Origin of the sequence: Desulforhopalus sp. IMCC35007 (assembly GCF_005116575.1) — a bacterium.
Taxonomy (GTDB): Bacteria; Desulfobacterota; Desulfobulbia; order Desulfobulbales; family Desulfocapsaceae; genus Desulforhopalus_A.
On the sequence record NZ_SWCN01000008.1, the window covers coordinates 110389 to 135692 of the forward strand.

Annotated in this window: 27 protein-coding genes; 13 read left to right on the forward strand and 14 right to left on the reverse strand. The window is 43.6% G+C overall.

The window, feature by feature from the left end; all coding sequences use genetic code 11:
* The first annotated feature begins 397 nt into the window (after window positions 1-397).
* From ftsE to FCL48_RS10330, 4 genes are read left to right on the forward strand one after another with little or no spacing between them, the layout of a single operon-like run.
* The gene (gene ftsE, locus FCL48_RS10315) at window positions 398-1072 is read left to right on the forward strand and encodes a cell division ATP-binding protein FtsE (protein WP_136872308.1); all 675 of its coding nucleotides are present in this window, start codon (window positions 398-400) and stop codon (window positions 1070-1072) included.
* Complete coding sequence (locus FCL48_RS10320; RefSeq protein WP_136872199.1) at window positions 1069-1956, forward strand: ABC transporter permease; 888 nt, start codon at window positions 1069-1071, stop codon at window positions 1954-1956. Before ftsE ends, FCL48_RS10320 begins: the two co-directional genes overlap by 4 nt.
* Window positions 1957-1975: 19 nt before the next feature.
* Window positions 1976-3256, forward strand: a complete 1281-nt coding sequence (locus FCL48_RS10325) for a murein hydrolase activator EnvC (RefSeq protein ID WP_136872200.1) — start codon at window positions 1976-1978, stop codon at window positions 3254-3256.
* A 53-nt stretch (window positions 3257-3309) separates the two neighbouring features.
* Window positions 3310-4629 carry a S41 family peptidase gene (locus FCL48_RS10330; protein ID WP_136872201.1) on the forward strand — a complete coding sequence of 440 codons (1320 nt, stop codon included), beginning with the start codon at window positions 3310-3312 and terminating at the stop codon, window positions 4627-4629.
* An 88-nt stretch (window positions 4630-4717) separates the two neighbouring features.
* Here FCL48_RS10330 and era read toward each other — a convergent pair whose 3' ends face one another.
* Entirely contained in the window at window positions 4718-5626 is a 909-nt protein-coding gene (gene era, locus FCL48_RS10335) for a GTPase Era (RefSeq protein WP_371418676.1), read from the reverse strand.
* Window positions 5627-5846: 220 nt separating this feature from the next.
* On the opposite strand from era, the gene FCL48_RS10340 reads away from it, so the two are divergent.
* Window positions 5847-7847: an RNB domain-containing ribonuclease gene (locus FCL48_RS10340; protein ID WP_136872203.1), complete on the forward strand. Its 2001-nt coding sequence runs from the start codon at window positions 5847-5849 to the stop codon at window positions 7845-7847.
* A gap of 30 nt (window positions 7848-7877) precedes the next feature.
* On the opposite strand, the gene FCL48_RS10345 is transcribed toward FCL48_RS10340, so the two are convergent.
* Complete coding sequence (locus tag FCL48_RS10345) at window positions 7878-8183, reverse strand: hypothetical protein (RefSeq protein WP_136872204.1); 306 nt, start codon at window positions 8181-8183, stop codon at window positions 7878-7880.
* 122 nt (window positions 8184-8305) lie between these two features.
* Between FCL48_RS10345 and FCL48_RS10350 the strand changes: the two genes are divergently transcribed.
* From FCL48_RS10350 to FCL48_RS10365, 4 genes are all read left to right on the forward strand, one after another.
* Complete coding sequence (locus tag FCL48_RS10350) at window positions 8306-9235, forward strand: helix-turn-helix transcriptional regulator (protein WP_136872205.1); 930 nt, start codon at window positions 8306-8308, stop codon at window positions 9233-9235.
* Between the two features lie 41 nt (window positions 9236-9276).
* Complete coding sequence (locus FCL48_RS10355) at window positions 9277-9684, forward strand: hypothetical protein (protein WP_136872206.1); 408 nt, start codon at window positions 9277-9279, stop codon at window positions 9682-9684.
* A gap of 262 nt (window positions 9685-9946) precedes the next feature.
* On the forward strand, window positions 9947-10387 hold the full coding sequence (locus tag FCL48_RS10360) for a hypothetical protein (RefSeq protein ID WP_136872207.1): 441 nt from the start codon (window positions 9947-9949) through the stop codon (window positions 10385-10387).
* A 195-nt stretch (window positions 10388-10582) separates the two neighbouring features.
* Window positions 10583-12022 carry a diadenylate cyclase gene (locus tag FCL48_RS10365; RefSeq protein ID WP_371418674.1) on the forward strand — a complete coding sequence of 480 codons (1440 nt, stop codon included), beginning with the start codon at window positions 10583-10585 and terminating at the stop codon, window positions 12020-12022.
* A 61-nt stretch (window positions 12023-12083) separates the two neighbouring features.
* On the opposite strand, the gene FCL48_RS10370 is transcribed toward FCL48_RS10365, so the two are convergent.
* The 3 genes from FCL48_RS10370 to FCL48_RS10380 all read right to left on the reverse strand — a co-directional run bounded on the left by FCL48_RS10370 (window position 12084) and on the right by FCL48_RS10380 (window position 13076).
* Window positions 12084-12338, reverse strand: a complete 255-nt coding sequence (locus FCL48_RS10370) for a hypothetical protein (RefSeq protein ID WP_136872209.1) — start codon at window positions 12336-12338, stop codon at window positions 12084-12086.
* 67 nt (window positions 12339-12405) lie between these two features.
* On the reverse strand, window positions 12406-12600 hold the full coding sequence (gene rpmB / locus FCL48_RS10375) for a 50S ribosomal protein L28 (RefSeq protein WP_136872210.1): 195 nt from the start codon (window positions 12598-12600) through the stop codon (window positions 12406-12408).
* A 158-nt stretch (window positions 12601-12758) separates the two neighbouring features.
* Complete coding sequence (locus FCL48_RS10380) at window positions 12759-13076, reverse strand: Rieske (2Fe-2S) protein (protein ID WP_136872211.1); 318 nt, start codon at window positions 13074-13076, stop codon at window positions 12759-12761.
* A 113-nt stretch (window positions 13077-13189) separates the two neighbouring features.
* Between FCL48_RS10380 and FCL48_RS10385 the strand changes: the two genes are divergently transcribed.
* The 3 genes from FCL48_RS10385 to FCL48_RS10395 all read left to right on the forward strand — a co-directional run bounded on the left by FCL48_RS10385 (window position 13190) and on the right by FCL48_RS10395 (window position 16053).
* Complete coding sequence (locus FCL48_RS10385) at window positions 13190-14506, forward strand: cytochrome c biogenesis protein ResB (RefSeq protein ID WP_136872212.1); 1317 nt, start codon at window positions 13190-13192, stop codon at window positions 14504-14506.
* 132 nt (window positions 14507-14638) lie between these two features.
* Window positions 14639-15490: a c-type cytochrome biogenesis protein CcsB gene (gene ccsB / locus FCL48_RS10390; protein WP_136872213.1), complete on the forward strand. Its 852-nt coding sequence runs from the start codon at window positions 14639-14641 to the stop codon at window positions 15488-15490.
* Window positions 15491-15627: 137 nt separating this feature from the next.
* A complete protein-coding gene (locus FCL48_RS10395; RefSeq protein ID WP_136872214.1) occupies window positions 15628-16053 on the forward strand; it encodes a cytochrome c3 family protein in 426 nt (141 codons plus the stop codon).
* Between the two features lie 183 nt (window positions 16054-16236).
* Here the strand turns inward: FCL48_RS10395 and glyS are convergent, their stop codons facing one another.
* The 9 genes from glyS to FCL48_RS10440 all read right to left on the reverse strand — a co-directional run bounded on the left by glyS (window position 16237) and on the right by FCL48_RS10440 (window position 24336).
* A complete protein-coding gene (glyS, locus tag FCL48_RS10400; RefSeq protein ID WP_136872215.1) occupies window positions 16237-18309 on the reverse strand; it encodes a glycine--tRNA ligase subunit beta in 2073 nt (690 codons plus the stop codon).
* A 179-nt stretch (window positions 18310-18488) separates the two neighbouring features.
* The gene (locus tag FCL48_RS10405) at window positions 18489-19211 is read right to left on the reverse strand and encodes a GTP cyclohydrolase I FolE2 (RefSeq protein ID WP_136872216.1); all 723 of its coding nucleotides are present in this window, start codon (window positions 19209-19211) and stop codon (window positions 18489-18491) included.
* A gap of 46 nt (window positions 19212-19257) precedes the next feature.
* The gene (locus FCL48_RS10410; RefSeq protein ID WP_136872217.1) at window positions 19258-19614 is read right to left on the reverse strand and encodes a response regulator; all 357 of its coding nucleotides are present in this window, start codon (window positions 19612-19614) and stop codon (window positions 19258-19260) included.
* A gap of 19 nt (window positions 19615-19633) precedes the next feature.
* Window positions 19634-20632, reverse strand: a complete 999-nt coding sequence (galT, locus tag FCL48_RS10415) for a galactose-1-phosphate uridylyltransferase (protein WP_136872218.1) — start codon at window positions 20630-20632, stop codon at window positions 19634-19636.
* 5 nt (window positions 20633-20637) lie between these two features.
* Window positions 20638-21000 carry an RNA polymerase-binding protein DksA gene (dksA, locus tag FCL48_RS10420; protein WP_136872219.1) on the reverse strand — a complete coding sequence of 121 codons (363 nt, stop codon included), beginning with the start codon at window positions 20998-21000 and terminating at the stop codon, window positions 20638-20640.
* Between the two features lie 52 nt (window positions 21001-21052).
* Window positions 21053-21544 (reverse strand): cyclic pyranopterin monophosphate synthase MoaC, encoded by a 492-nt coding sequence (gene moaC / locus FCL48_RS10425; protein ID WP_136872220.1) that lies wholly within the window; start codon window positions 21542-21544, stop codon window positions 21053-21055.
* Between the two features lie 13 nt (window positions 21545-21557).
* Entirely contained in the window at window positions 21558-22685 is a 1128-nt protein-coding gene (gene dnaJ / locus FCL48_RS10430; protein ID WP_136872221.1) for a molecular chaperone DnaJ, read from the reverse strand.
* A 21-nt stretch (window positions 22686-22706) separates the two neighbouring features.
* Window positions 22707-22976 carry a DNA-directed RNA polymerase subunit omega gene (gene rpoZ / locus FCL48_RS10435; RefSeq protein ID WP_136872222.1) on the reverse strand — a complete coding sequence of 90 codons (270 nt, stop codon included), beginning with the start codon at window positions 22974-22976 and terminating at the stop codon, window positions 22707-22709.
* Window positions 22977-23037: 61 nt separating this feature from the next.
* On the reverse strand, window positions 23038-24336 hold the full coding sequence (locus FCL48_RS10440; protein WP_136872223.1) for an adenylosuccinate synthase: 1299 nt from the start codon (window positions 24334-24336) through the stop codon (window positions 23038-23040).
* A gap of 501 nt (window positions 24337-24837) precedes the next feature.
* Between FCL48_RS10440 and FCL48_RS10445 the strand changes: the two genes are divergently transcribed.
* Complete coding sequence (locus FCL48_RS10445; protein ID WP_136872224.1) at window positions 24838-25299, forward strand: twin-arginine translocase TatA/TatE family subunit; 462 nt, start codon at window positions 24838-24840, stop codon at window positions 25297-25299.
* The last annotated feature ends 5 nt before the right edge of the window (window positions 25300-25304 follow it).

Consider the following 25304-nt stretch of genomic DNA (forward strand, 5'->3'; position numbering starts at 1 on the left):
ATAATCGATCTGTCCATTCATAATGGGGCAAATCAAAAGAATTATTTACAGTAAATCCAACTACGATCTAAATTAGCCAAACCTGTAAGAATAACAGCTTAGAGCCAAGTTGCAAGACTATTTTTTTGTACCGTCAAAATCATAATTTTGTACACTGTCAGTCTTTACAGGTCTGCAACTCTGCAACCACAATGTTTTTTATGCCCGGTCACTTCACATAGTTTGCGTTTCTTTATTAAATACTTTATTATTTCGATAATTTTTAACTAACAAGATTTCTTTATACTTTTCTCTCTCCAGTCCATTTTTTCTGGATCAATAATAATGAAAAAATGGCACCGAGTCGGTATCGCTAAAAATAATGGAAAAAACAAATTCGCCCCCTGCCAAGGAGACGATGATAGAACTGATTAAAGTTTCCAAGGCCTACAGTCCTGACGTCATCGCCTTACAGAACATATCAGTATCAATTGACAGTGGTGAAATGTTTTTCATCATTGGCATGAGTGGCGCGGGAAAAACAACGCTTCTCAAACTTCTTTGCAGCATGGAACTGCCGAGCAACGGCCTTATTGAAATCGGCGGACACCCAATCAACCAGCTCAAAGGGCACAAGCTTGCAAAATTACGACAGAAAATCGGTGTGGCCTACCAGGATTTCAAGCTGCTGACCGACAGAACAACAGCAGAGAACATCGCTATATCCATGGAGGTTTCTTACAAGAAACCCCAGATCATTCGTAAAAGAGTAAGAGACCTGCTGGAACAGCTCGGTTTATCGGACAAACACGACACCATTACCGGAGAACTCTCAAGGGGGGAACAGCAACGGGTCACCCTGGCACGAGCCATCGCCAACTCTCCGACCATGATTCTCGTCGATGAGCCAACAGGCAACCTCGATGCAGTAACAACAGAAAGAGTTATGAAATTACTGAAAAAATGTAATAAGGCAGGGGCAACCATAGTTATTGCAACCCACGATGACTCCATCTACAGGCATACTACTCACAGGGTCATGGAACTCAGGAAAGGTTCCATTCACAGTCTCTCGGGAGGATTGTCCTTATGAGCTTCTGGCTTACAGTTATACGCCAGGTCGGTCGCAATCTCAGACAAACCTGGGGCTCACAACTCATGACCCTGCTGACAGTCAGTCTTTCGGTTTTGATCTTTGCCTTTTTTTATCTCATTTACTCCAATATGCTCAATCTTGGTGATAAACTGGGTGATGACCTCAGCCTTATTGTTTATCTGGAGGACGAGCCAGGACCAGAGTTACAACAACAACTCACTAATAAAATAAGAACCTTCGATGAGGTCGAAAGTATTCGTTTTGTCACCAGAGCTGAAGCCTACGACCGTTTTGCCGTGCAGCTTGGTGAAAACAGCGACGTGCTCAACGACATGCCAAAAGACTTTCTCCCCCCATCCATCGAAGTCATTCCAATGAAAAACCTGCGAAGTCTCAATCAGGTCAAGCTCTTTTCGTCGTATCTTGCAAGACTTCCCGGAACTTTAAAGGTGCAGTACGGACAGGATTGGGTGGAGAGGTTTTATTATTTCACCAGGCTCCTTTCAATTATTGTTCTTCTCAGCGGTACCCTGCTGATCCTTACAACCATCTTCATGGTCGCATATACCATCCGTTTGACAATACTTGGCAGACAGGCAGAGCTTGAACTTTTACGGCTCGTCGGGGCAACGAATAATTACATACGGACCCCTTTCCTTCTTGAAGGAGTACTGCAGGGACTCCTTGGCTCAAGCTTTGGTATCGTTTCTTTATATCTGCTATTTCAATGGATTAAGCTCCGGTTTTCCGGACCCGGGTTTCTAAATCTTTTCGAGTTTGCCTTTTTTTCTCCATGGGTCAGTTTGACGATAATTTCTATTTCCATTCTGCTCTGTACAGTGGGTAGTTTCACAACTATGCAAAAATTTTTACGCATATAATCTTTTTTGCCTAGATAACATGAGATCCATAATTATAAGCGGCACCCATATCTGCCATCTGAGCCAGACAGATCATCTTCACGGCAGTTCAGCCCTGAAAGATCGAGGCGCTGTCTTGGCCATTTTCCTGCTCACCTTGTTTATGTTCGCCTTTTCCTCGCCGGTGCATGGTGAAGGCGAGTCCGACTCAGCTACAAATGACGTTTCTACATTCAGGATTAAAATTCGCCGATTACAACACGGGATTGTCCAGCAGAAAAATCAGATCTCAGAAAACCAACAACAGGAGCGCAGTATCCTGGAAGAAATTGAGGCTCTCGACACAAAGCTTTCATCACAAAAAGATAAAGTTGCCGAACTCAAAGACAAAATGGATCATCAGCAGGCTCTCATTGACCGAGAAGAAAAAGCTCTCAGTACAATCAGAACAGACAGGGACGTGGTTGAAAGACATCTTAAAAAGCGTATCACCGCCTATTACACCATGGGCCATATAGGGCTTCTTAATGTAACCTTTTCCACCAAAACCCTGCCCGAGCTCCTCTCTTTCCATGACTCCTTTAATTCCCTCATCAAATACGATCAGGAGGTAATTACCGTATACCGTGAGACAATAAAGGAACTTGAACGTGCCAAAGAGGCCCTTTCTCTTGAAAAATCAGTGCTTGAAGAATTTATTGTTCAGGCCCAAAATGAAGAGGCATTGCTTGAAGCGACAAAAACGGAAAAACGCAGTCTGCTGACCCACATCAGAACCCAGGTGCGCCTGCATAAACAGGCAATTGATGAAATGCAAGAGGCTTCACAAAATCTTGCCAATTCCATCGTATCCATAAAAAACAAACACGAGACCTACGAAGAAGGCTTCTTTACCAACAAAGGCAATCTGCCTCCACCTGTAGACGGTACAATCATCACTCTCTTCCTCCAGGAAAAAACCAACAAGCTGGGGATTTCTCGTAAATCAATGGGGATTGAACTGCAGGCTTCCAGCGATACAAAAATTATAGCGGTAAGTGGTGGCGACATTATTTATGCCGGATATTTGCGCGGTTATGGCAATACAGTTATAATACACCATGGGTTACAGTATTATACTGTGACATCAAGAATGGAAAAAATACTCGTAAAACAAGGCCAAAAAGTCAAAATAAATGATACAATCGGGATTGTAGGTGACACGATGACTCTTTTTGATGAAGGCTTATACTTTGAAATCCGCCATGGCAAAGAGTCACTTGACCCTCTTCTCTGGCTCAACCCAAACAGGTTGTCAACCCTTCATGAGACTAACTCCTGACCGATTTTGACGACAACCCCAATTATTTAACATCATCTCCAACCGAGAGAATCATGAATACACGTCATTTCCGGCCCTGTTTTTTTCTTACTGTACTCCTTGCAGCCACAATCCTTTCAAGCCAACCAGCCTATGCCGACATTAGCCAGAAAGAGCGCGAGGAAACCTACAAACAGCTCGAAATATTTTCAAATGTTTTGAGCATCCTGCAGAACAACTATGTGGAAGAAATTGATACCAAAGAAGTTCTCAGCGGTGCAATCAAAGGTCTTCTTTTATCCCTGGACCCACATTCATCCTACCTGCCACCCGAAGATCTGAGAGAATTACAGGAAGAGACCCAAGGTGCTTTTTCCGGTATCGGTATCGAAGTAACCATAAAAGATGATCTTCTTACCGTAGTCAGTCCGATAGCAGACACCCCGGCTGACAAGGCGGGGTTGAAGGCAAATGATATAATCATTGAAATTGATGGTGTGAAAACCAAAAATATGGGGGCCTATGAAGCAATAAAAAAATTGCGAGGAAAACCAGGGACCTCAGTTACAATAGCCATCCACAGAAAGGGCTGGGAAGAACTCCAGCAAATCAATATCAAAAGGGATCTCATCCCGTTGCAATCGGTCAATTTCAAAGACCTTTCTCCTGGTTTTATTTACAGCAGAATTACTAATTTCCAGTCAAACACAGCCACAGACTACAAGGCAGGTCTTGCAAAAGCAAAAAAAGAACAACCGCTCAAGGGTGTTATTCTAGATCTGAGAAACAACCCCGGCGGCCTCCTGCATCAGGCGGTTAACGTTGCCGATATTTTTCTTTCTGAAGGGATCATTGTCTACACCAAAGGTAGAATCGCTGATCAGGACACCGTCTTTTCTGCCCATCCCAATAACCCGGCCAACAACTTCCCTCTGGTTTTATTGGTCAACGAAGGATCCGCGAGTGCGGCTGAGATTGTAGCGGGTGCAATACAGGCCCATAAGAGGGGGATCATAATAGGTAGTCAAACCTTTGGTAAGGGTTCTGTTCAAACCATAATTCCACTGCCTGATGGTGCCGGTCTGCGTATGACGACAGCGAAGTATTACACCCCGGACGGTAAATCCATCCAGGCTCTTGGAATAACTCCTGATGTGGAGGTACCAGTTATTGCCTGCATCGAACCCGAGTCAGGTGACGATAACAAAACCAGAGTAAAGGAGGCGGACCTTGCAAACCATCTGCCAAGTTCACAGAGCGATGGAGAAGCAGAACCGGAAGAACATAAAGAACTCGATCAGCTTCTCAATCAAGACAACCAACTGCGCACCGCTTATAATATACTGAAAAGTCTCTCCCTGTTTTCTTCCTTTCGGGAAGAATCGGCACGTTGACCAAAGACGAATAAAACTAAGGGCCTTCAATCAAGGCCCTTAGTATCTTACCGCTGTTTGCTTGTCCCTGTACAAGATCGGTTTGCACCTACATCCCCAGTTCCTTTAAAAAACGCTCATCCTGAGACCAGTTTTTCTTTACCTTAACCCACAGTTTCAAAAGTACTTTTTCTCCGATGAGGGTTTCTATATCCTTTCTGGCGGCGATCCCTATACTCTTGAGCTTTTTGCCACCCTTTCCGATCACAATACCTTTTTGAGACTGCTTTTCTAAAACGATGGCGGCATGGATTGTCACCATTTTCTTTTGCTCATCCTCTTTAAAAGACTCAACCTGTACGGCCGTTGAATAAGGAATTTCCTGGCCCGTGAGGAGAAACACCTTTTCCCGGATGATCTCACCACAAAGAAATCTCTCGGATGCGTCGGTTGGTATATCTTCAGGAAAATAGCGTGGACCTTCCGGCAATAAGGCGAGAATTTCTTTTAACAACAAATCAACACCATCTCCATCAAGGGCTGAGGCCGGAATCACCGCTTTAAATGGAAACAACTTTGTATAGGCAGCTATTAAAGGAAGTACTTTTTTCTTATCGATCAGATCGATTTTATTCAGCACCATGATAGCAGGGCTTTTCAACTGTTGCAGATAGCCGCTGATCTCCTCATCTCTTTTATCCTGAATTTTCTGCGGCAGGGGCAGGGAGACATCAACGAGGAAAAGAACAAGGTCTACATCAGAGAGACTATCCATGGCAATTTTTACCATTTCAACATTGAGAGGCTCTCTTGATTTGTGCAGCCCCGGAGTATCGAGAAAGACGATCTGGTAATTATCGTCATTCACAATCCCAACAATACGGTTCCTCGTTGTCTGCGGTTTGGGTGTCACAATAGAAATTTTCTGACCAAGCAGATAATTCAGGAGCGTAGATTTACCTGCGTTCGGAGGCCCGACGATTGCCACAAGGCCAGACGTAACTGGTTTTTCCATAATATCCATAACCAAATTGTAATAATAATTTCAAAAGAATGATAATAAGTGTGGGCAAAATTACATTCCACACTATACTGTGACACGTTTTGTTTATTTGTGATAGACAAGGTCCTACCGAGGACATTATAATGTAAAATGAAGATATTGCTTACCTCATTGAGTTGCAAGCTATTAAAGCATATATTTTTACCAATGAAAAAACACTAAGTTTAGCGGCCTAATGATTGTAACAGGAAAACTTATCGAATATCTCGATAGCGGCAAATTCATGTGCGCACTGGTAACAGAAAGCCAGGCCAAAAGACTTCGCCTTATCAATCAAAATGGCCGTGAACTGAACCTGCCCGTGTCACGGGTCGTTCACTGTTCCAACGAGACCCACCCTTTTACAATTAATAGAGAACTACTCGTCTCACATCTCAAAGACACCACAGACAAACGCTGTTCTCTCATGGATCAGGTCGACCTAAAGGAACTTTGGGAACTCACCAGCGAAGAAAGTTCTTCGGTATTCAGTCCTTCTTTTCTTGTGGAACTTACCTTTGGCGAAGATGCAAACGATGACAATATTTCAGCCTTTTTACGCTGCGTTTTTGAAGATAAGCTTTATTTCAAATATAAAGAAGGCAAAGTCCTCGCCAACAGTCCTGAAAAAGTAGAACAGCTTATTATTCAGCAGGAAAAGGAAGCAAAGAAAAAACGACTCATTGAAGAAGGTTCCGCTGCCATCGCAGGGATACAATCGTCTCAGTTCAAACAGACAGATCTCACCCCTCTGCACATGGAGTTACTGGACATAATTAAAGATTATTATCTGTATGGTAGTGAATCCAAGGAAGCCGTCGTCGCCATGCAGATTTTAAAAAGTGCTGGCATTACGTCGCCCCACGGGCCGTATCATCTTTTGGTAAAAGCCGGTATCTGGTCTGAAAATGAAAACATTCCACTTCTGCGCAACGACCTGCCGGTCAATTTTTCTTTGGCTGCTCGGCAGCAGGCAGAGCATGTCCTTCAATGCAGTAGTGAGGAGTTGTTCAAGGACCCTGCGAGAAAAGACTACACTCATCTCGCACCCATAACTATTGATGGTCCGACAACCCTTGATTTTGATGATGCCCTGACAATTGGGGAACAGGATGGCAACTACCTTGTAGGCATCCATATTTCCGATGTTGCCCATTATGTGCAGCCCGGAGATCCCCTCTTTCTTGAAGCCATGAGACGGGGCACCTCGATTTATTTTCCTGAATCACAGGTACCGATGTTACCTCGCCACCTCTCCCAAGGTGTCTGCAGTCTGATCCAGGATGAGACCAGAGCAACTTTCAGCTTTATGGTACTCCTCTCTGCTGAGGCCGAAATTCTCAAGGTAAGAATTGTCCCATCCATTATACGGGTAAAGCGTCGTCTCACCTATGATGAAGTTGATAAGATGCTGGAAAGTGATCCTGAAATTAAAATTTTGAATATGTTGCGCAGAAAACTGCGCGACAAACGGCTTGAACAGGGGGCCCTCCTGCTCCCGTTTCCCGATGTAAACATATTTATCGATCACCAGGGAAAAGTTCATGTTAATTTGGCACAAAGTGATACACCAGCAAGAACGATAGTCTCTGAAATGATGATTCTTGCCAATCAGGTTGCGGCAAAGTATGTGGCAGACCGGATGGTTCCAGGTCTTTTCAGGTCTCAGCCACCGCTGAAAAACCGTATTGTTCACGGAGAAGACAGCGATCTTTACCAGAACACCCTGCAGAGAAAAAATATGCCCAGGGGGGAACTTTCCACAATCGCCAAGCCCCACTCAGGCCTTGGTGTGTCACACTACTCAACGGTCACTTCTCCCATCAGGAGATTGCTGGACCTGGTAATGCAGCACCAGCTGAATTCCATCGTACGCCGCCAGGAACCCTGTTTTACTGAGGAGATGTGTAAAGACTTTACCTCCGTACTCAGTCGCACACTCTCCACAGCCAACAACGTACGCCAGCAAAGACAGCGCTACTGGTTACTCAAATATCTCTCAGATCGTCAGGGGCAGACCTTAGATGCTCTGGTCATCAATGTCGGCCCCAAACGAGTCAACCTGCTCCTCACCGATATTCTTATGGATATCGATCTACCTACCCCCGGTGGGCGGCCCATAAGCAGTGGCAGCACAGTGAAGGTGCGCGTAATTAAATCTGACCCTCTTGACAACGTCGTTCGTTTTGACTGGTGATTTTCTCTTTGCAGAACGGCAATAGCGTTACTAGCACCCTTCTACGCTTTTTTGTTTTACAGATTTAATTTTAATTTTGTCATCCACCTTGAACTGGTCGGCCTTTTTCCCACAGTTCAGTATTATTTGGTTCTTCTCCGTTTTAACCACAGTACAATTGTCGCTGGCACTGTAACTCAACGTAGCAAAAAGTATTGCGCCTGGTAACACAACTGTGATCATGAATACCTTTTTCATCTCATCCTCCTCATCTTTACTGTTTATATCTATATTTCCTCCAATTATTCTAGCCACCCCAGGTTGCTTTTCCATAAGTATATATGGATATAGGGTCATGTCGGGTATAATCCCTTCTCACCTCTGAGTTTTGAATCACGGACATTAAATTCTTTATAGTGGCCGCTGAAATTGTTATAAGAAAAAGATCGGTGAAAATCATTTAACTTCAATAGAACAAAATGACAGAAAATTCCTTTCCAGGCCCAATGAGCATGATTCAGATAGACGGGCAAAAAATTAAACTCCTTCGAGAGCAACAGGGACTGACCCAGTTGTATCTTGCCACCGCCGTAGATGTCACCACTGACACAATTTCCAGGTGGGAAAACAAACGCTACCCCAGTATTAAAAAAGAAAATGGCCTCCGCCTTGCCGAAGCGCTTAACGTTGAACTTGAAGAGATCCTCGATAGTACAAAGCAACAACCTGAGCCCCCTCAAGAGGAAACAGTTTCTTCTGTAAGTAAAATTCAGGGGCCAACAAAAGCAAAAGTAAAAACCTGGCCGATAGTCATTCTTTCCACAACACTATTTGCTGTAATACTTGCTTTTATTATCTTTTATTTCCAGTCTACTCCCTCTCCCAATTACGGTGCCAACCGAACCGCTCCCCACCATTTTATTTCAGGCCAGCCATTTCCCGTTGTCATTGAATTGACCGGCAGAAGTGAAAAAGAAAATGCCTTTATTTTAAAAGAAAAAATACCTGAGAATGCCAAAATCCTCCAAGTGGCACCCGAACCTTCAGGAAAAGGTTCCGATCAACTATTTCTTAAATGGATTGCCAAAATAAAAGTTCCAGCTACTTTTTCCTACGTGCTGAACATCAATTTAACCGGGGAAAACAAGGTTAATCTGACCGGGACCATTGCAACTGCCGGGGGGAAAGAACAGGCAGTGGCCGGAGTGACAGAGATACATGCCGGCCTTCACCACTGGGCGGATACTAATACAGACAATATCATAAGCGATAGTGAGATCTTAGCTGTCTACGATAAATATTCAGCTATTCAAGGCTTCGAAGACGAGATTGACCTTATTGAAGAAATCTGGATGGGTGACGGATACAGGTGGAATACTCAAACTAAACATTACGATATAATAGAATAATCAGAGTAATTACTTCTAATACACTATTAAGAGCAGTGACAATGAACAAAACAACAGATAATCGATACCTTATCTCCGCAGTTTTTTTTACGCTGACATGTTTTTATGGTTTCTTTCCAACGGTTGCTCAGGCATCGTCTGTAACAGGGCGATACCTCAGCCACACAGGGCCAACAATTGTTCTTGAAATATCGATTTCAAAGCCAACACCTTCAAGCATTATTGTTGAACAAAGCATCGCAAAGTCAAACACCATCCAATCGGTCAGCCCAAATCCAAAAAAAGTCACAAAAAACGGCCAGATTAAATGGTTGCTCACCAACCTGCGCCCTGGCAAGCAACGCCTTACAACTCAACTCTCGGGGCAATTGAATGGCAATGTCAGAGGGGTATTACGATACCGGGATCCTGACTCTGGTCAATTCACCGAAGTAATCATCACCCCCTGAACCATCCTCCTAAAAAATCGTTTACCCCCGGGGGTGGTCTGGGGCGATCTTTACCCTAAGGCCTGAATTGTTTCAATTTGGACCTCTTGATGTAAAAGGGCCCACTGCGCCACCTATCTCCTTGATACTTGGTCAATGTCTACCAGACATCGAATCAAATTAAGGGTGATATCTCCTCATGTCCACTTCCAATGGGCTGTTTCAGCAACTATAAAAAAAGAAACAGAAACACTGTTCTATAACAATCAGCCCGGAGGAAATTATGAAAAATGTATCAGCTTTAATCGTGGCAGTAACCCTTATTCTCAGCGCCAATAGCTATTCTTATGCGGGAGGCTCTAGAGTAAATGGAGTGATCATAGGTGGAGGAGCAGGTGCAGTTATGGGCCAGGCCATTGGCAGAAACGTGGAATCCACACTTTTAGGTGCAACAGTTGGAGGTATTTTAGGAGCAGTTATCGCAACCGAAAACTCGCGAAATCACCACAATCCGATCGTTGTACAGGACAGACCTCGAGGCCCCCATGGAAGAGATTTCAATTACGCTCCCAGACATCAGCGTCCAGAGATTGTTTACATACCTGTTCATCAGAAAAGATATGCCCATACTCCAAAGAGAGGCTATTCCTCAAATTATCACCACTCCAATAGAGGTCAGCTTATCCATAGACCTGGCCCCCGACCCCCTTTTGCCTGTAAATAGATAAGGTCTAAGTTATAAAGATCAGCACAACAACGAGCCAGAAATGCCAAGCATTTCTGGCTTCTTTTATACCGATTTAAATTGATTAATATGAGAATAAAAATGAAATTTTACAGGATTTTATATAAGATAATCAGTAGATAAAATACAAAACGGGAAAAACTGATACTTTACATCAACAGTTCAGGTGAAATCTTGCAGATAGACCCATTTATTAATAGATGCATAAGAGATACCTTAAGCGGCTTACGCGAAGGACTCTCTCTTTTCTCAGGTCCGAGTAGAACCGCTGTCATTTTTTCCCTTGGGCCAAAAGACAAATTACATATTTGTGACCCTCAGAACTTAATGCGTGGATACGAACCGATACTCAAATCAATATATTTCGACAGCAACGACTGGTGCAGATGTATTGATGACTCGAATGCACATCTTCCTTATAACCATATTGAATCTCAGAAAAACCTGCAACTTGACGGTCTGATATCCTATGGCGGCAGTTCAAGTCCCGTCTTCTACCAAATGTGGTTTACAGAACACCACCCCAACATTTGTTCCGTATCTCCAACGGAATGCTGGCTTGAACACGCGGTACTCAGGCTTTCCCACGATATTGCAAATGACAGCAGCCTCTACACCGGAATATCAGGATCTTTTTTAAAAGAATATGCAGGTCATGCAGTCAGGGACTGCATAGTTGATAAAGCTGGAGCAAGACTCGGCCTGGATGTTCAGATACGAATCTATCCCTTGCTCGACGCGGTTCTTGGCATCTCAAAGACCAATGAAGAAGGCAGACGCCCCTATGGCTCTATTGTCTTTATTGAGCCAAGGTCACTGGATGAAGTTGAGTTTCTTGCAAAATTCGAAGTCCCGGAACAGCCAGCACTTACCTACTTCAAGCATGTGCGCAAATTGCTCCAGGCCGTAGAGTATTCAGACAGAGCTCTGATCGCAAACGGTGTCAGTATCGTGGGAATAGCTGAAAAACCTCTTTTACCATTTCATATAACTGCAGATTTTCAAGGAAAATTCGGTTTTTTGAGTGTCGATGATGAAAAAGTCTGCAGTTTTCAGGACGGGAGTTTTAGCTCAAATACCCACAGGGCCAAACTGTTTGAGATGGAAGAAGCTTTGCTGGACTTCCCTCTTGAACCATCTACCCGAGTAGATCTCTTCAAGATCGTGTCATCGCTTGTTCACAACGCTGAAGATAATATGTACGGATGCACATTTGTGGTCGACCTTGCAAGTGAACCCACGGCAATAGCAGGGCAATCGATCACCCCCCCTATAGATCTCAAACAGTTAAAGACACTTGCGCTTGCAGCCGGCCTTGCGAAAGTGGATGGTGCCTTGCATATTGGGGCAGATCTTCACCTTCATGGCTTTGCCTGTCTGCTCGATGGTCCACAGGTCGAAAATGAAGATAGAGCCCGAGGAGCTCGTTACAACTCGGCCCTCAGATTTACAGCGCAACACAAAGATGTAATTGTGGTTGTCGTCTCTTCAGACCGCCCTGTTTCAATATTTCTTCAGGGAAAAGAAATCGTCAACAGGTATAGCAATGCCTCAATCAGGACATGTACACTTTTCCCAACACCTCTTGAAAACTGGCTGGAGGACTGTGATTAAACAAAGCAGAGACTAGATTGACTATATTACGAAGTTATTCCAACACATTATAAAAAACTTACTACAGTTCTTTAACCCAGACCGGAATTCGCTGTAAAATATAGTTTTGCACCGCTTCCTTTCGCTCTCCCGCTTCAGGTTTGCCAACATCCTTCATGACTTCTTCAAAATCAAACCAGCAAAGTTCTTTGTCATCTTTACTGTATACCGTCAAAATTCGCCTGTTTGCGATCTCGACATCCTCTTCTTCCTGAATAGCTCCGACCAGCTGAGCAGCTTCTGCAAAGCTTAAAAACTGAATTTCTTCATTGCTCATAGTGCATCCTCAAAAAAAAAGGCGAGCAGGATATAATCCTCTCGCCTCTTACAGATCTGTCTAAAAATCAAGCTGTTTTTACAATGGCACCAGAACGAATGCAACGAGTACAAACTCTCATTCTCTTGGTGTTACCACCAGCAGTAGCCTGGCGCACAGTCTTCAGATTTGGTAACCAACGTCTTCTTGTCTTGTTGTTTGCATGGGAAACATTATTTCCAACAATTGGTCCCTTGCCGCAAATCTCGCATACTTTAGCCATGGTATTCTCCTTATATCAGATTTCCCACATCAGCTGACTAGGGAAACAATTTGAAATATGTGTTAAAAATCTATAGTTCGGAATTTGTTTGTTTACCATCTTAAAATCCACATGGCAAGGAATTTCATACTTACACTTCAAATATTCCCATAAAATAATCAATCAACAGGATGTAATGATACATAAATATCTCCATTTTCTATTTTGAGATCATACCTGCGAAGGTCCACGGACTCATGATTAAGACATTTACCAGTGGCCAGATCGTATTGCCAATGATGCCTTGGGCAAGTGACAATTAAACCATCAATTTTTCCTTTGGTAAGATCCGCACGCTGATGTTTACAACCGGCTTCGATTGCAAATAGTTCCTCACCCTTTTGCCGGACAACGGCAATAAACCTGCCCATGATTGAATAAGAAATGATGTCTTTGTTTTCAAAATCGTTTAATCTGCCTACCTTTATATAGTCCATACGTTTTCATATTGTATTGTTTTGATTTAAATCAAAGTCTTTTTGTTGCAAGGTTGTACTTCTTATAATAATGTACAAACGATTCAATAATAATAATTACTATTCTTTTTCTTATGACACTTTTAAAGCAAATCTGGAATTTTTTCGCCTCAGTTAAGCTGGCGATCTTCACCCTCTGTTCACTCGCAATCACATCTATCATAGGGACGATAATTCCCCAGGGGGAAAGTGCGAGCTTTTACAGCAGTCAATATGGTGCAAAGGCCGCCGAGTTCATGCAGATTCTGGATATTCCGGACATGTACTATTCATGGTGGTTTTTACTGCTCCTCGCGATGCTCAGCATTAACCTCCTCGTCTGCAGCATCGAGCGTTTTCCCAGGGTCTGGAAGATTATTCAGAGCGACAATCTTGCAATACCCACTGAACGTATCACTAAAATGGCCATTGGGAATAAATGGCAGATCGCTGCAGATAAAATTCACCTGTTCAATCCCAAAGAACTTTTTGACACAATAGGTATGGTACCCACAAGTAAAGATACAACAAACGGCACCCTCTATTTCAGCCAAAAGGGGAAATACAGTCGTACGGGCGTCTACCTTGTCCACCTCTCCATTCTTATCATCTTTGCCGGTGCGATTATAGGATCAGTCCTCGGCTTCAAGGGCAGTGTCATGATCCCGGAACTGCAGAGCACCAGTAAATTCTTTTCCTCTAAAGACCCTTCATCCATCAACCTTGACTTTGAAGTACGATGCGATCAGTTTATTATCGAATTTTACGATAATGGGATGCCGAAAGAATACCAGAGTACCCTTACCATTTTAGAAAACGGCAAAGAAATTCTCACCAAAGATATCGAAGTCAACAGTCCTCTCACCTACAAAGGAATAACCTTTTATCAATCCAGCTATCAGGGGTATCAGGATTTTATCTTTTCTCTCACTGACAAAAAAACAGGTCAGTCACATCAGGTCATTCTGCCATTCCAGAAACAACAGGAATGGCAGGAGCATGATGTTCGGTTCGGGGTCGTCAATGCTGAGGCTCTTGGCCAACGTGTAACAAGGGCAAAACTCTGGCTGAAAAATGGTCAGACACCAGCTGTACTGACCTGGCTTGACGACAATCAACCGTCTGTTATTTCCACAGAAAACAACAGCTATGAGGTTGTCGTAAAACAGATGTACGCAACTGGATTACAAGTAGCTAAGGATCCTGGTGTTTATATCGTCTACCTGGGATGTGGACTCATGTTACTTGGGTTGTATCTTGCATTCTTCCTCTCACACAGGCGTGTCTGGCTCTTGCATGAACAATCGGGAGATAGCCACTCATTTCTGCTGGGTGCCAACACCAATAAAAACAAGATTGCCTTCAAAAAAATGTTAACAAAAATGGATAACTACTTTGACAATCTCTCTTAAAGAGAAGAAAATTAAAACATTAACTGAACGTTATATTCTTCACCTTTTTATAAAATAATCGTTTGACACTATAATCCCGCCTTACTTTTTGAGTAAACGAGATGAGATTATAAATATTACGGAGCCTACTGAATGAACAGTTCTACTCTACTTGGAATAACAACATTTACTTATCTTTTTTCAACCCTGCTTTATGTTGCCGTAATTGTTTTTAAGGCACAAAAAATTGGCAAGATTGCAACTATCTTTACCGCTGTTGCCTGGCTTATCCAGACTGCTGGAATACTCCTGAGATGGTCCGAATCCTATCAGATGGGTATTGGTCACGCCCCCCTGACAAACATGTACGAGTCTGTGGTGTTTTTCTCCTGGACACTCATCATCCTGTACCTCATCATTGAGATCAAGTTCAAAACCAAAGTTATCGGTGCTTTTACTTTACCCTTTGCCTTTTTAGCCATGGCCTACGCTTCTTTTTCTACGGATATCTCAAAGACCATCAACCCACTGATCCCTGCTCTTCAATCCAACTGGTTGATCTCGCACGTTGTTACCTGTTTTATCGGTTATGCTTCTTTTGCTGTGGCGGCAGCTCTGGGGATCATGTATCTCATAAAACAACAGGGTAAAGCAGGGCAAGAGGATCATGCGGAGTCTTCTTTACATCTCCCGCCACTCACCGTTCTCGATTCAATTATTCACAGTACCATGGTCTTTGGTTTTATCTGGCTCAGTGCCGGGATAATCACTGGGGCAATATGGGCTAATTCTGCATGGGGCACCTATTGGAGCTGGGATCCCAAAGAGACCTGGTCTCTTATAACCTGGTTCTTCTACGCAATTACTCTTCATGCTCGTTATACCCGAGGCTGGAATGGTGCACCAATTGCCTTCCTGGCAATTTTCGGATTTCTCTCAGTACTTTTCACCTATTACGGGGTCAACTTCCTCCTCAGCGGCCTCCACAGCTACGGCTCCAGCTGATTGTCCTACATAGTGGTATGTTTTGGTTTATTTTCGGATGTTTAACTAAATTGACAAATGTGCACTAAAACTGTATATAAAAAGATTATGTGGTTAGGTACATGTAGTATTTATTAATTCATCCTAGAGGATTGATCATGCTGAAAAAGATTATCGCCTGTTCTGTAGTGACTCTTTTTGTTTTTATTGGCTCAGCGAGTTGTTTTGCAGCTGATGCCGGACCTGCCGACATCACCATGGTTGGGGAAAAAAGTGCAAAACCAAAACCAGCACAGTTTCCCCATAAAATGCATCAGGACAAATTCACATGTGGAGATTGTCACCACGGCATGGCTGATGGCAAACAGGTACCCTATGTAGATGGTCAGGAAATCCAGAAATGTGAAACATGTCACAATGCAGAAGTCCTTCCTGGAAAAATGGCAGGTAAATTGAAACTCGACACCATTAAAGGTGCCGGTCATGCGAATTGCCTTGAGTGCCACAAAAAATCTGCAGCCGAAAATCCTGAATTGGCAGCCAAGAAAATAGACAAGTGTGCTGCATGTCATCCAAAGAAATAATTTCAGATCTTCCGCGTTAAATAAAAAAGGGGCTGCGTTCTTTCGAACGCAGCCCCTTTTTTATTTTGTGTGAGCAAGATTTTGGTAAGCCCACCAGCTTTTTTCCACTCAATGCAGTGATAACGTGGTCTACAAGAACAGATTGTAGACCACGTGAGCCCTTTTTTAAAATCACATGGCGGATCAATCCTGAAATTTAGATATATCGCCTACCTGCAGGATAAGATCACCAAGTCCACTTAAAAGATTGAGACGGTTCTGTTTGATGGCCGGATCATCAGCCATGACCATCACTTTATCAAAAAAGCGATCAACAGGCTCTTTCATCTCAAGCATCAAGGTCAGTGCCTTGTAGTATTCTCCAGCGTCGACCAGTTCACTTATCTTTGGAGATAAAGACGAATAGAGACTGAAAAGATTTTTCTCTGCCTCATCCTCAAACAAGCTCTCTGAAACCGTTGTGTCTCTATTATTTTTAATAATATTTCGAATACGTTTGTAGGAGGAAGCGAGAACGGCAAAAGCTGGCTCCTTATAGATTTCAGCCATTGCAGAGATTCTACTCAGACAGTCGTTAACATCGTCAAAACAAATTGAAACACCTGCTTCAACAGCACCGGCACTTTCACCTTTAGCCGTTCGATCATGCTTAAACCGGCCTTCCATAAAACCCAGTATCGTTTGTACCGTATCAGCAGAACCGTCCACCTTGTCACCGTAAAGAGCCAAAGCCTTTGAGACGATTTCTTTGAGTGAAAACCGATAACCTTTTTCTTCAATGATGTGTAAAATTGCAAGAGTAATGCGTCTCAGCCCAAAAGGGTCAGCTGTACCCGTTGGGACAAGGCCAATACCAAAACAGCCCACCAGACTATCTATACGATCAGCAAGAGCGAGAACAGCACCGGTATCGGATGACGGGAGCTCTGCACCGGATCTTTTCGGCATATAATGTTCTTTAATTGCCAGAACTACTTCATTATTTTCCTTATCATTCGTTGCATATGCAGCACCCATGATTCCCTGAAGCGAAGGAAATTCACCAACCATATCAGACAGCAGATCCCCTTTGCAGAGTAATGCTGCTCGACTTACATCGCTTATGCATGCGGGATTCACTTTTTCAGCTATAATTCGGACAAGTTTTACCAGTCGATCCTTTTTTTCCAGCATTGTACCGAGTTTTGCCTGAAAAATAATTCCATCAAGCCCCTTAACTCTCTCTTCAAGAGGTACTTTGAGGTCTCCATTATAAAAAAACAGGGCATCTTCAAGACGTGCCCGGAGCACCCGCTGGTGACCTTTGCGTGTCACATCAGGGTTGTTTACAGTGGTATTATTTACCGCAATAAACCCTGGCATTAACCGCCCCGCACTGTTCACTACAGGGAAATACTTCTGATGTTCCCGCATCGAAGTAATAAGTACCTCTGGAACCAGTTGAAGAAATTTTTCATCAAAGGTCCCACATACACCCACCGGTGATTCCACCAGATTGGTCACAGTATCGACGAGATCTTCATCAATGGCAACCGATCCTCCGGCAAGTAAATTATTATCTTTTAGAGCTGCGTTAATCTCTTTTACGACCATAGCGCGTCTCTTAACAGGATCAATAATCACATGGCTTTTCTCTAAGGTTTCAAGGTATGAGGCAACACCGTTGACCGTAAATTTAGTATTGGCATGAAATCTGTGTCCTCCTGTAGTATTGGAGGAAACAATACCTTCATGTTCAAATTCAATGATTTGATCACCATAAAGGGCAAGTATCCATTGGATTGGCCGGACAAACGCAAGCTTATTTGCCCCCCATTTCATTGATTTAGGAAATGACAGCTCATTAATGATCTCCCCGAGAATTTCTGGAAAAAGCTCCATGGAATCTCTTCCCTTGACCTCACGGATAAGCATCAGGTATTCGCCTTTTGGCGTGGTTACAATCTGCAGAGCAGAGACATCAACACCTTTTGATCCAGCAAAACCCTGGGCGGCCTTTGTGTAATTGCCAGCATCGTCATAGGCTGCACTTTTAGATGGCCCCAGTAGCTCTTCTGTTATATCCTCCTGGGTTTCAGCAACATCCGAGACGATAAGTGTGAGACGCCTCGGCGTACCCATAACTTTGACTTCTTTATGCGCAATTCGCAATTCTTTTGCTTTACGGGTGAATTTCTCACTAATTTGCCTGTACGCAGGTTGCAGATAACCTGCTGGAATTTCTTCCGTTCCTATTTCAAATAATAAATCGCGCATGTTTTTTTATCGTTTTTTTTATCGTTATTAAGTCTTAGCCCGGTACGCGGGAAATATGCCAGCAGATCTCTAAAAAACCTTATTTTGATGGGGTATTATTCGCTCATGTAAAATAGTGCTTCTCGCAAGAATCTCTCAATTTCTGGGGTCGTTTACAGACGCTTTGGTAAGCAGTTACTTTAGCAGGATTCAATTTCGGCAAAGGTTGAAAAGTCATCTCCAAAGTTATGCACCGTTACCGAAAACCATTCGATCTCCTCAACATCCTCAAGAACAGAAGCCACCGTTTTTGATAAAGATTCAACGGAAATGCAATTCTTCAACTGATGGCAATCATCGTTGAGTTCTTTTTCCACGCCATTTTCAATAAGTAAAAGCAGATCCTCAATCCAGAAGAATTGGTTGAAGCGCACGCTGACCACAACAGTCCCCCAACTCCCCATAGAACCGGGTAAGCGTTCTCTCTTTTTTTCCAGGAGGGGCAGACTGATTGGAACCTCGATAGTCAACTTGAAATCATCTTCTTCAAGTAGAGAACCGTGCATTGCGCATTGATAATGAGCAATATATTTTCTGCCATTCTTTTGACATTTTAAAAAATAAGGGAATTCGATTTCAAGATGAGACGCCTCTGCATCAAGACGTTGCTTCATTTTTGCAAGAATAGCAGAGAATCTTTTGATGTTAATTTCGCCATGAAATTCATTGAGAATTTCTACAAAACGGCTCATGTGCGTCCCCTTGAACTTGTGGGGAAGATTCACATACAAATTGGCGATGGCGACGGTATGTTGTGTTTTTTGAGCTTTATCTCTGACTGTTATCGGATATGGAACCTTCTTGACACCGACTTTTTTTATGTTAATCCTTCGACTGTCAAGCTGGCTTTGAATATCTTTCATAATTTGCAGTCCGTGCCCCAGATAATCTTCATTACAAAGATTTTGCTCATTCTTGACCTAATAATCTTTTTACTGCCTGCTTCAGGCTATCAAGATTCCCTGATTTGACAATATATTCTTCGGAAGCCCAACTGCTGATATCTCTTTGAAACTCCTGAAAGGCACTGCTCAAGATAACAGGTATTTCGGGTCTGCGCATTTTCATTTGCCGGAGAACTTCAATGCCGTTCATCCCCGGCATATGGATATCCAGAATAACGATATCTGGGTTTTCTGCATCAAATTTCGTAAGACCTTCTTCGCCATTCAAAGCAGATATTACTTCATATCCCTCATCTTCAAATTCTTCCCGGTAAACGAGTTGAATCGACATTTCATCATCAACGAGTAAAAGCTTTTTCATAGCTTACTCCAAAAATGTTTTACACTAAACAGTCACGTAAATAACCAGCCGCCTCTTCAGGGGGGAGAGGATTAATGTAAAATCCTGTTCCCCATTCAAATCCGGCAATCGACGTTAGTTTCGGTACAATTTCAAAGTGCCAGTGGTAATAATCGAGTCCGCCTGAATGGAGAGGTTCGGTATGAAGTACAAAATTATACGGCACATTTTCAATACATTTACACAATCGTTGCAGAGACTCTCCAAAAAGTGCAGCGAGTTCAAGCAATAAATTGTCATCCATGGATGCATATACAGAGCTGTGTTTCTTGGGCAATATCCACATTTCAAATGGTGTACGCGGTGCAAAAGGGGTGATGGTTATAAAGGAATCATTTTCACAAACCACCCTCTCCTTACTTTTAATCTCCTGACGTATTATGTCACAAAATACACAGCGTTCTTTGTAGTTATAATGTGATTTTGCTCCTTCGATTTCAGAGACTATCATCCGTGGGAGTATCGGCAGAGCAATCAGTTGAGAATGTGAGTGCTCAAGCGAAGCACCTGCCGCCTGACCATGGTTTTTAAAAACCATCACGTATTTAAATCTTGGATCTTTTTCTAAGTCCAGGATCCTTTCCTTATAGGCCCGAAACACCTTTGCCATTCTTTCTTTTGGCATATCGGCAAAGGTCTGATCATGATATGGAGTTTCTATTATAACTTCATGAGCTCCAATTCCATTCATCTGGTCATAAAGCCCAACCCCTTCTTTAGCAAGATCACCTTCAATGACGAGAGCTGGGTACTTATTAGGAACCACCCGAACATCCCAGTCGTATTGTCTTTCGCTGCCTGAATCTCCTTTAATGGTCAACACTTCTTTCGGAGTGAAAGACTCATTGCCAGGACACAAGGGACAAAACCCCCCAGTCCCCTCAAATTTTTCAACAGGGAAATCTGTGGGCCTTTTTCGCCGTTCCTTGGAAATGATTATCCATCTCCCGATGACTGGATCTTTCCGGAGCTCAGGCATCTTGCCTATAATCCTTTAGATTTTTCTTGCGTTTCCTGTGCCGTTTTACAGTCGATGCATAGTGTTGTCACAGGCCTTGCTTCAAGGCGCTTCAACCCTATTTCTTCATCACAGGCCTCACAGATACCAAAGGATCCATCTTCTATGCGAGCGATAGCTTCATCAATTTTGGACAATAGTTTTCGTTCCCTATCACGGATTCTCAGTTCAAAGCTTCTCCCGGATTCAATAGTTGCACGATCATTTGGATCAGGGACATTAGATGTCTGGTCTGTCATCTCGTTCAGGGTTCTACCGGCTTCATCCATAATCTCTTGCTTCTTCGCTTCAAGTTGCTTACGAAAGAGTTCGAGTGTTTTCTCATCCATTAACATTCTCCCCAATACACTTAAATATCATACAAACTGAATTATACTACATTTACGATCGTACGTAAGTACCACTTTTACCGCCAGTTTTTTTCATGAGACGGATATTTCCAATAACCATAGATTTATCAACGGCCTTACACATGTCATAAATAGTAAGAGCTGCAATAGACACCGCAGTGAGAGCTTCCATCTCAACACCGGTTTGACCACTCATCCCTACTGTGGCAAAAATCTCTATGGTATTATCATCATCACGATACGAAAAATCGATATTTACTTTACTGATTAAAAGTGGATGGCATAACGGAATAAGACTATCCACTTTTTTGGCCGCCATTATACCTGCAACTCTGGCAATACCCAGAACGTCACCCTTGGACATAGTGCCGCTCTTAACCATCTGAAATGCCTGAGGTGACATTGTGATAAATCCTGCCGCATTTGCCACACGAACAGTCGCTGCTTTTCCACCCACATCAACCATGATGGCGTTACCGTGATCATCAAAATGAGTAAACGCAGCATCCTTTTCGTTTGACATTGCTTCTATCCTTTTAGTTTTTTCCAAGTACTTCATGAAAAAGCTTCTTAAAAAAGCCTTCTTCCTCAGTGTCCTGACCGCTCTCCTCACAGAGGGTTTCAAACTCACGCAAGGCAATTTTCTGTTTTTCGCAGAGATTGACCGGTGTCATTACCTGGAGTTCAACGACCATATCTCCTTTACCCCGACCTCGGAGATTAACAACGCCTTCCTTTTTCAGGGTAAATCGTTCACCCGACTGACTTCCCGCCGGAATATCAATAGTGTTTTTCCCGTGGATAGTAGGAACTTCAATCTTGGCACCAAGAGCAGCTTTTACCATTGAGACCGGAAGTCTGCAAAAGATTATATCTCCATCACGTTTGAAAAACTCGTGTTCTTTAACGTGTACAACAACATAAAGATCTCCGGCACCACCTCCACGACGCCCACCTTCACCTTCTCCACGGAGGCGCATCCGCGCCCCGGTGTCGACCCCGGCGGGTATCTTCAATGCTACTTTTTTAGTCTTCTCAACGAGCCCTTCGCCGTGGCAGTCATTACATGGATCGGTAACAATCGATCCCTCCCCATGACACTGCGGACAGGTGGAACTCATTTGGAAAAAACCTTGCGAGCGGACAACCTGCCCCCGCCCACCACATGTCGGACATGTCTGTTTCTGATGTCCAGGCCGACTCCCACTCCCCTCACAGGTCCAGCAGGTGTCGCGTCGTGTCAGTTCTACCTCTTTAGACACCCCATGAACAGCTTCCATAAAGGTTATCTCAACATCGTAACGAAGGTCGTTACCTGGAATAGGGCCATCATTTCTCGCCCGAGTTCTCTGTCCACCTCCAAAGCCGAAGAGGTCCCCAAAAATATCCCCAAAACTTGAAAAGATATCGTCGGCATTGCCGGGGCCGTTGTAACCACTATTTTTCAGCCCATCGTGACCATATCTGTTGTATATATCACGCTTTCTTTCATCACTGAGAACTTCATAGGCTTCAGTGCAAGATTTAAAGCGATTCTCTGCTTCTTTATCTCCGGGATTCCTGTCAGGGTGGTATTTCATCGCAAGTTTGCGATAGGCTTTTTTTATTTCACCACTACTGGCTTCCCTGCTTACAGACAAAATCTCGTAATAATCAACACTCATCTTTATTTTACTCTATGGGTCTCAGGATACGGCGGATACATCATCACCAAGGATCACACTATCATCAGTTGATTTGCCATGTTGATCAGGCAGTGTCTCGATATTTCCAAAGGTCACGCTGCCATTGGCTATTTCCCTTAAGGTCATAACAATCTCCTTATTCTTGCCTTGAGCGAGAAAGGGTTCACCATGCCGGTGCTGCTTGATACGCTTGACTGCAAGATGAATCAGGTTGAATCTATTATCGTCGCCTACTTTTTCAAGACAATCTTCACATGTAATTCTTGCCATTTTATCCTCAATTTAAATCTCATCCCAGGCAAAGATATTTTGCCCGGGTGGTGAATACTATCTATTTTTCAAAAGGGTTTTTGAGCAGGAGTGTTTCTTCTCTATCCGGCCCCACAGAGATTATATTTGCGGGTGCTCCAGAGACCTCTTCAACTCTTTTGATATATTCTTTTGCCTTTAAAGGGAGATCATCATAATCTCTGATATGATCAATTTCTTCCTTCCAGCCTTCCAAACTCTCATATACAGGGGTTACCGCCCCAGCTTCTCTAACATTTGAAGGCATTGCTGCATATGACTTGCCATTGAGTTCATAGGACGTGGCAATCTTCAGCTCGCTCTGCCCGCTCAGCACATCAAGCTTGGTAATCGCAAGCCCTGTAACACCATTGAGCCTTGTAGCATCTGCACCAACAACTCCGTCAAGCCAGCCACAACGCCTGCGCCTGCCTGTCGTTGCACCAAACTCATGCCCCTTCTCCTGCAACTCGTTGCCCACCGTATCAAACAACTCGGTTGGGAAAGGACCTGAACCCACCCGGGTGGTGTAAGCCTTCATGATTCCGACTACTGCGTCAATATAGGCTGGGCCAAAACCGCTGCCTGTACAGGCATTACCCGCTATAGTATTTGATGATGTTACAAACGGATAGGTACCGTGATCAATATCCAGATGCGTTCCCTGAGCTCCCTCAAAGAGAATATTCTGATCTTTCTTACGCGCGGCATCCAACTCGACGGAGATGTTTCCGTAAAAAGGTATGAGCTTTTCAGCAAATTCCTGAAACTGCCTGTAGACTGCCTCGAACTCAACGGGTGCGGCGTTATATTTTTTGGTCAGGAGAAAGTTTTTCTCATCAAGGGCAGCTTTGAGTTTATCACGGAAGAGACTTTCATCACGCAGATCACCTGCTTTGATTCCAACCCGCCCAACCTTATCCATATAACACGGACCAATACCACGGCCGGTTGTGCCGATCTTATCACCGTCAGAAAGAGCATTTTCCTTAGCCTGATCGAGACTGGCATGGTACGGCATTATCAGATGAGCGGCCTCGCTGATCATAAGTCTGTCTGGTGTAATAGTTAGGCCCTGTGCCTGCAGCTGCGCCATTTCTTTAATCAGAACGCCAGGATCAATAATTACGCCATTACCTATCATGCACATCTTGTCTTCGTATAGAATACCAGATGGAATGATATGAAATATAAACTTTTTACCCTCGACAACCAAGGTATGGCCAGCGTTATTACCACCCTGAAACCGCACAACAAAATCCGCATATCTGGTAAGCAGATCAACTACTTTACCCTTACCTTCATCACCCCACTGTGTACCTACGACGACAACACTGGACATCTAACTTCTCCTCTCAGAGGTTATTCCATTTGAATACACATTGTGGCATGCGAGAGTCTCATCTCTCAACCACAACAGATCCACACAAGACAAACGCTCAAATATAGTCAAGTCATTGACTATTGTCAATCAATCAAATTTAACAGAGTTTAGCATCAGTATAGTATGCTTTCTCGATGTTTTTTCAAGAGATAGCCTTCTCTTTTCATTTTAAATTTAACGTTTTCGCTTGTGCAAATTGGATCATCCTCAATACCGCCCAGCTTCCCACCTTCAGGCATTGATGTTCAATTATCTTGATTTTTCAGCCAGCACCCGGCAATCATTGACACTCCCGCCTAAATAACTTACATTTGTGGCCAATCGGACGCTTAACGTGCAGGGAGAGAAGAGATGTTTTAGAAGAAAGGGTTTCCCCGCTTCCTTCTAAAATATTTTAGTCCAATTATTAAAATATTGAGCCGCAAATGAAGTCTGACGCGCGGTACAGGGTTGTGAATTATGTTTGGCATTGGTTTACCCGAAATGCTCCTTATTATGGCTATTGCGCTTATTGTGGTCGGACCCGATAAACTCCCTGACCTCGCACGCTCGCTGGCCAAAGGACTAATGGAACTGAAAAAGACGGCAGAAGGCCTCAAAGAGACAATAACCGCAGAGGGCAACCCCTTGGACGAAATTCGTCCGGATCTTGAAAATGCCGCAAAAGCCCTGAAAAACAATCTGCTTGAAACCCCACCATACCTCAGGGATGAAATTGTTGGCTCCGGTGGAGTCAACCCTCCTTCAGAAAACGCGAAGGCAGCCTATGAAGAGGTGATGAAAAACGCAGGTACCATAGAAAGTGAACCACCAGCTACGACCAAGTCTACCCCCGACGCTGCAGTAAACGAGCATCCCGCAGCTGAGACTGCCAAGGCCGCATCCCCAGCAGACGATCAATCCTCGTCTCATCACGGATAACTCTT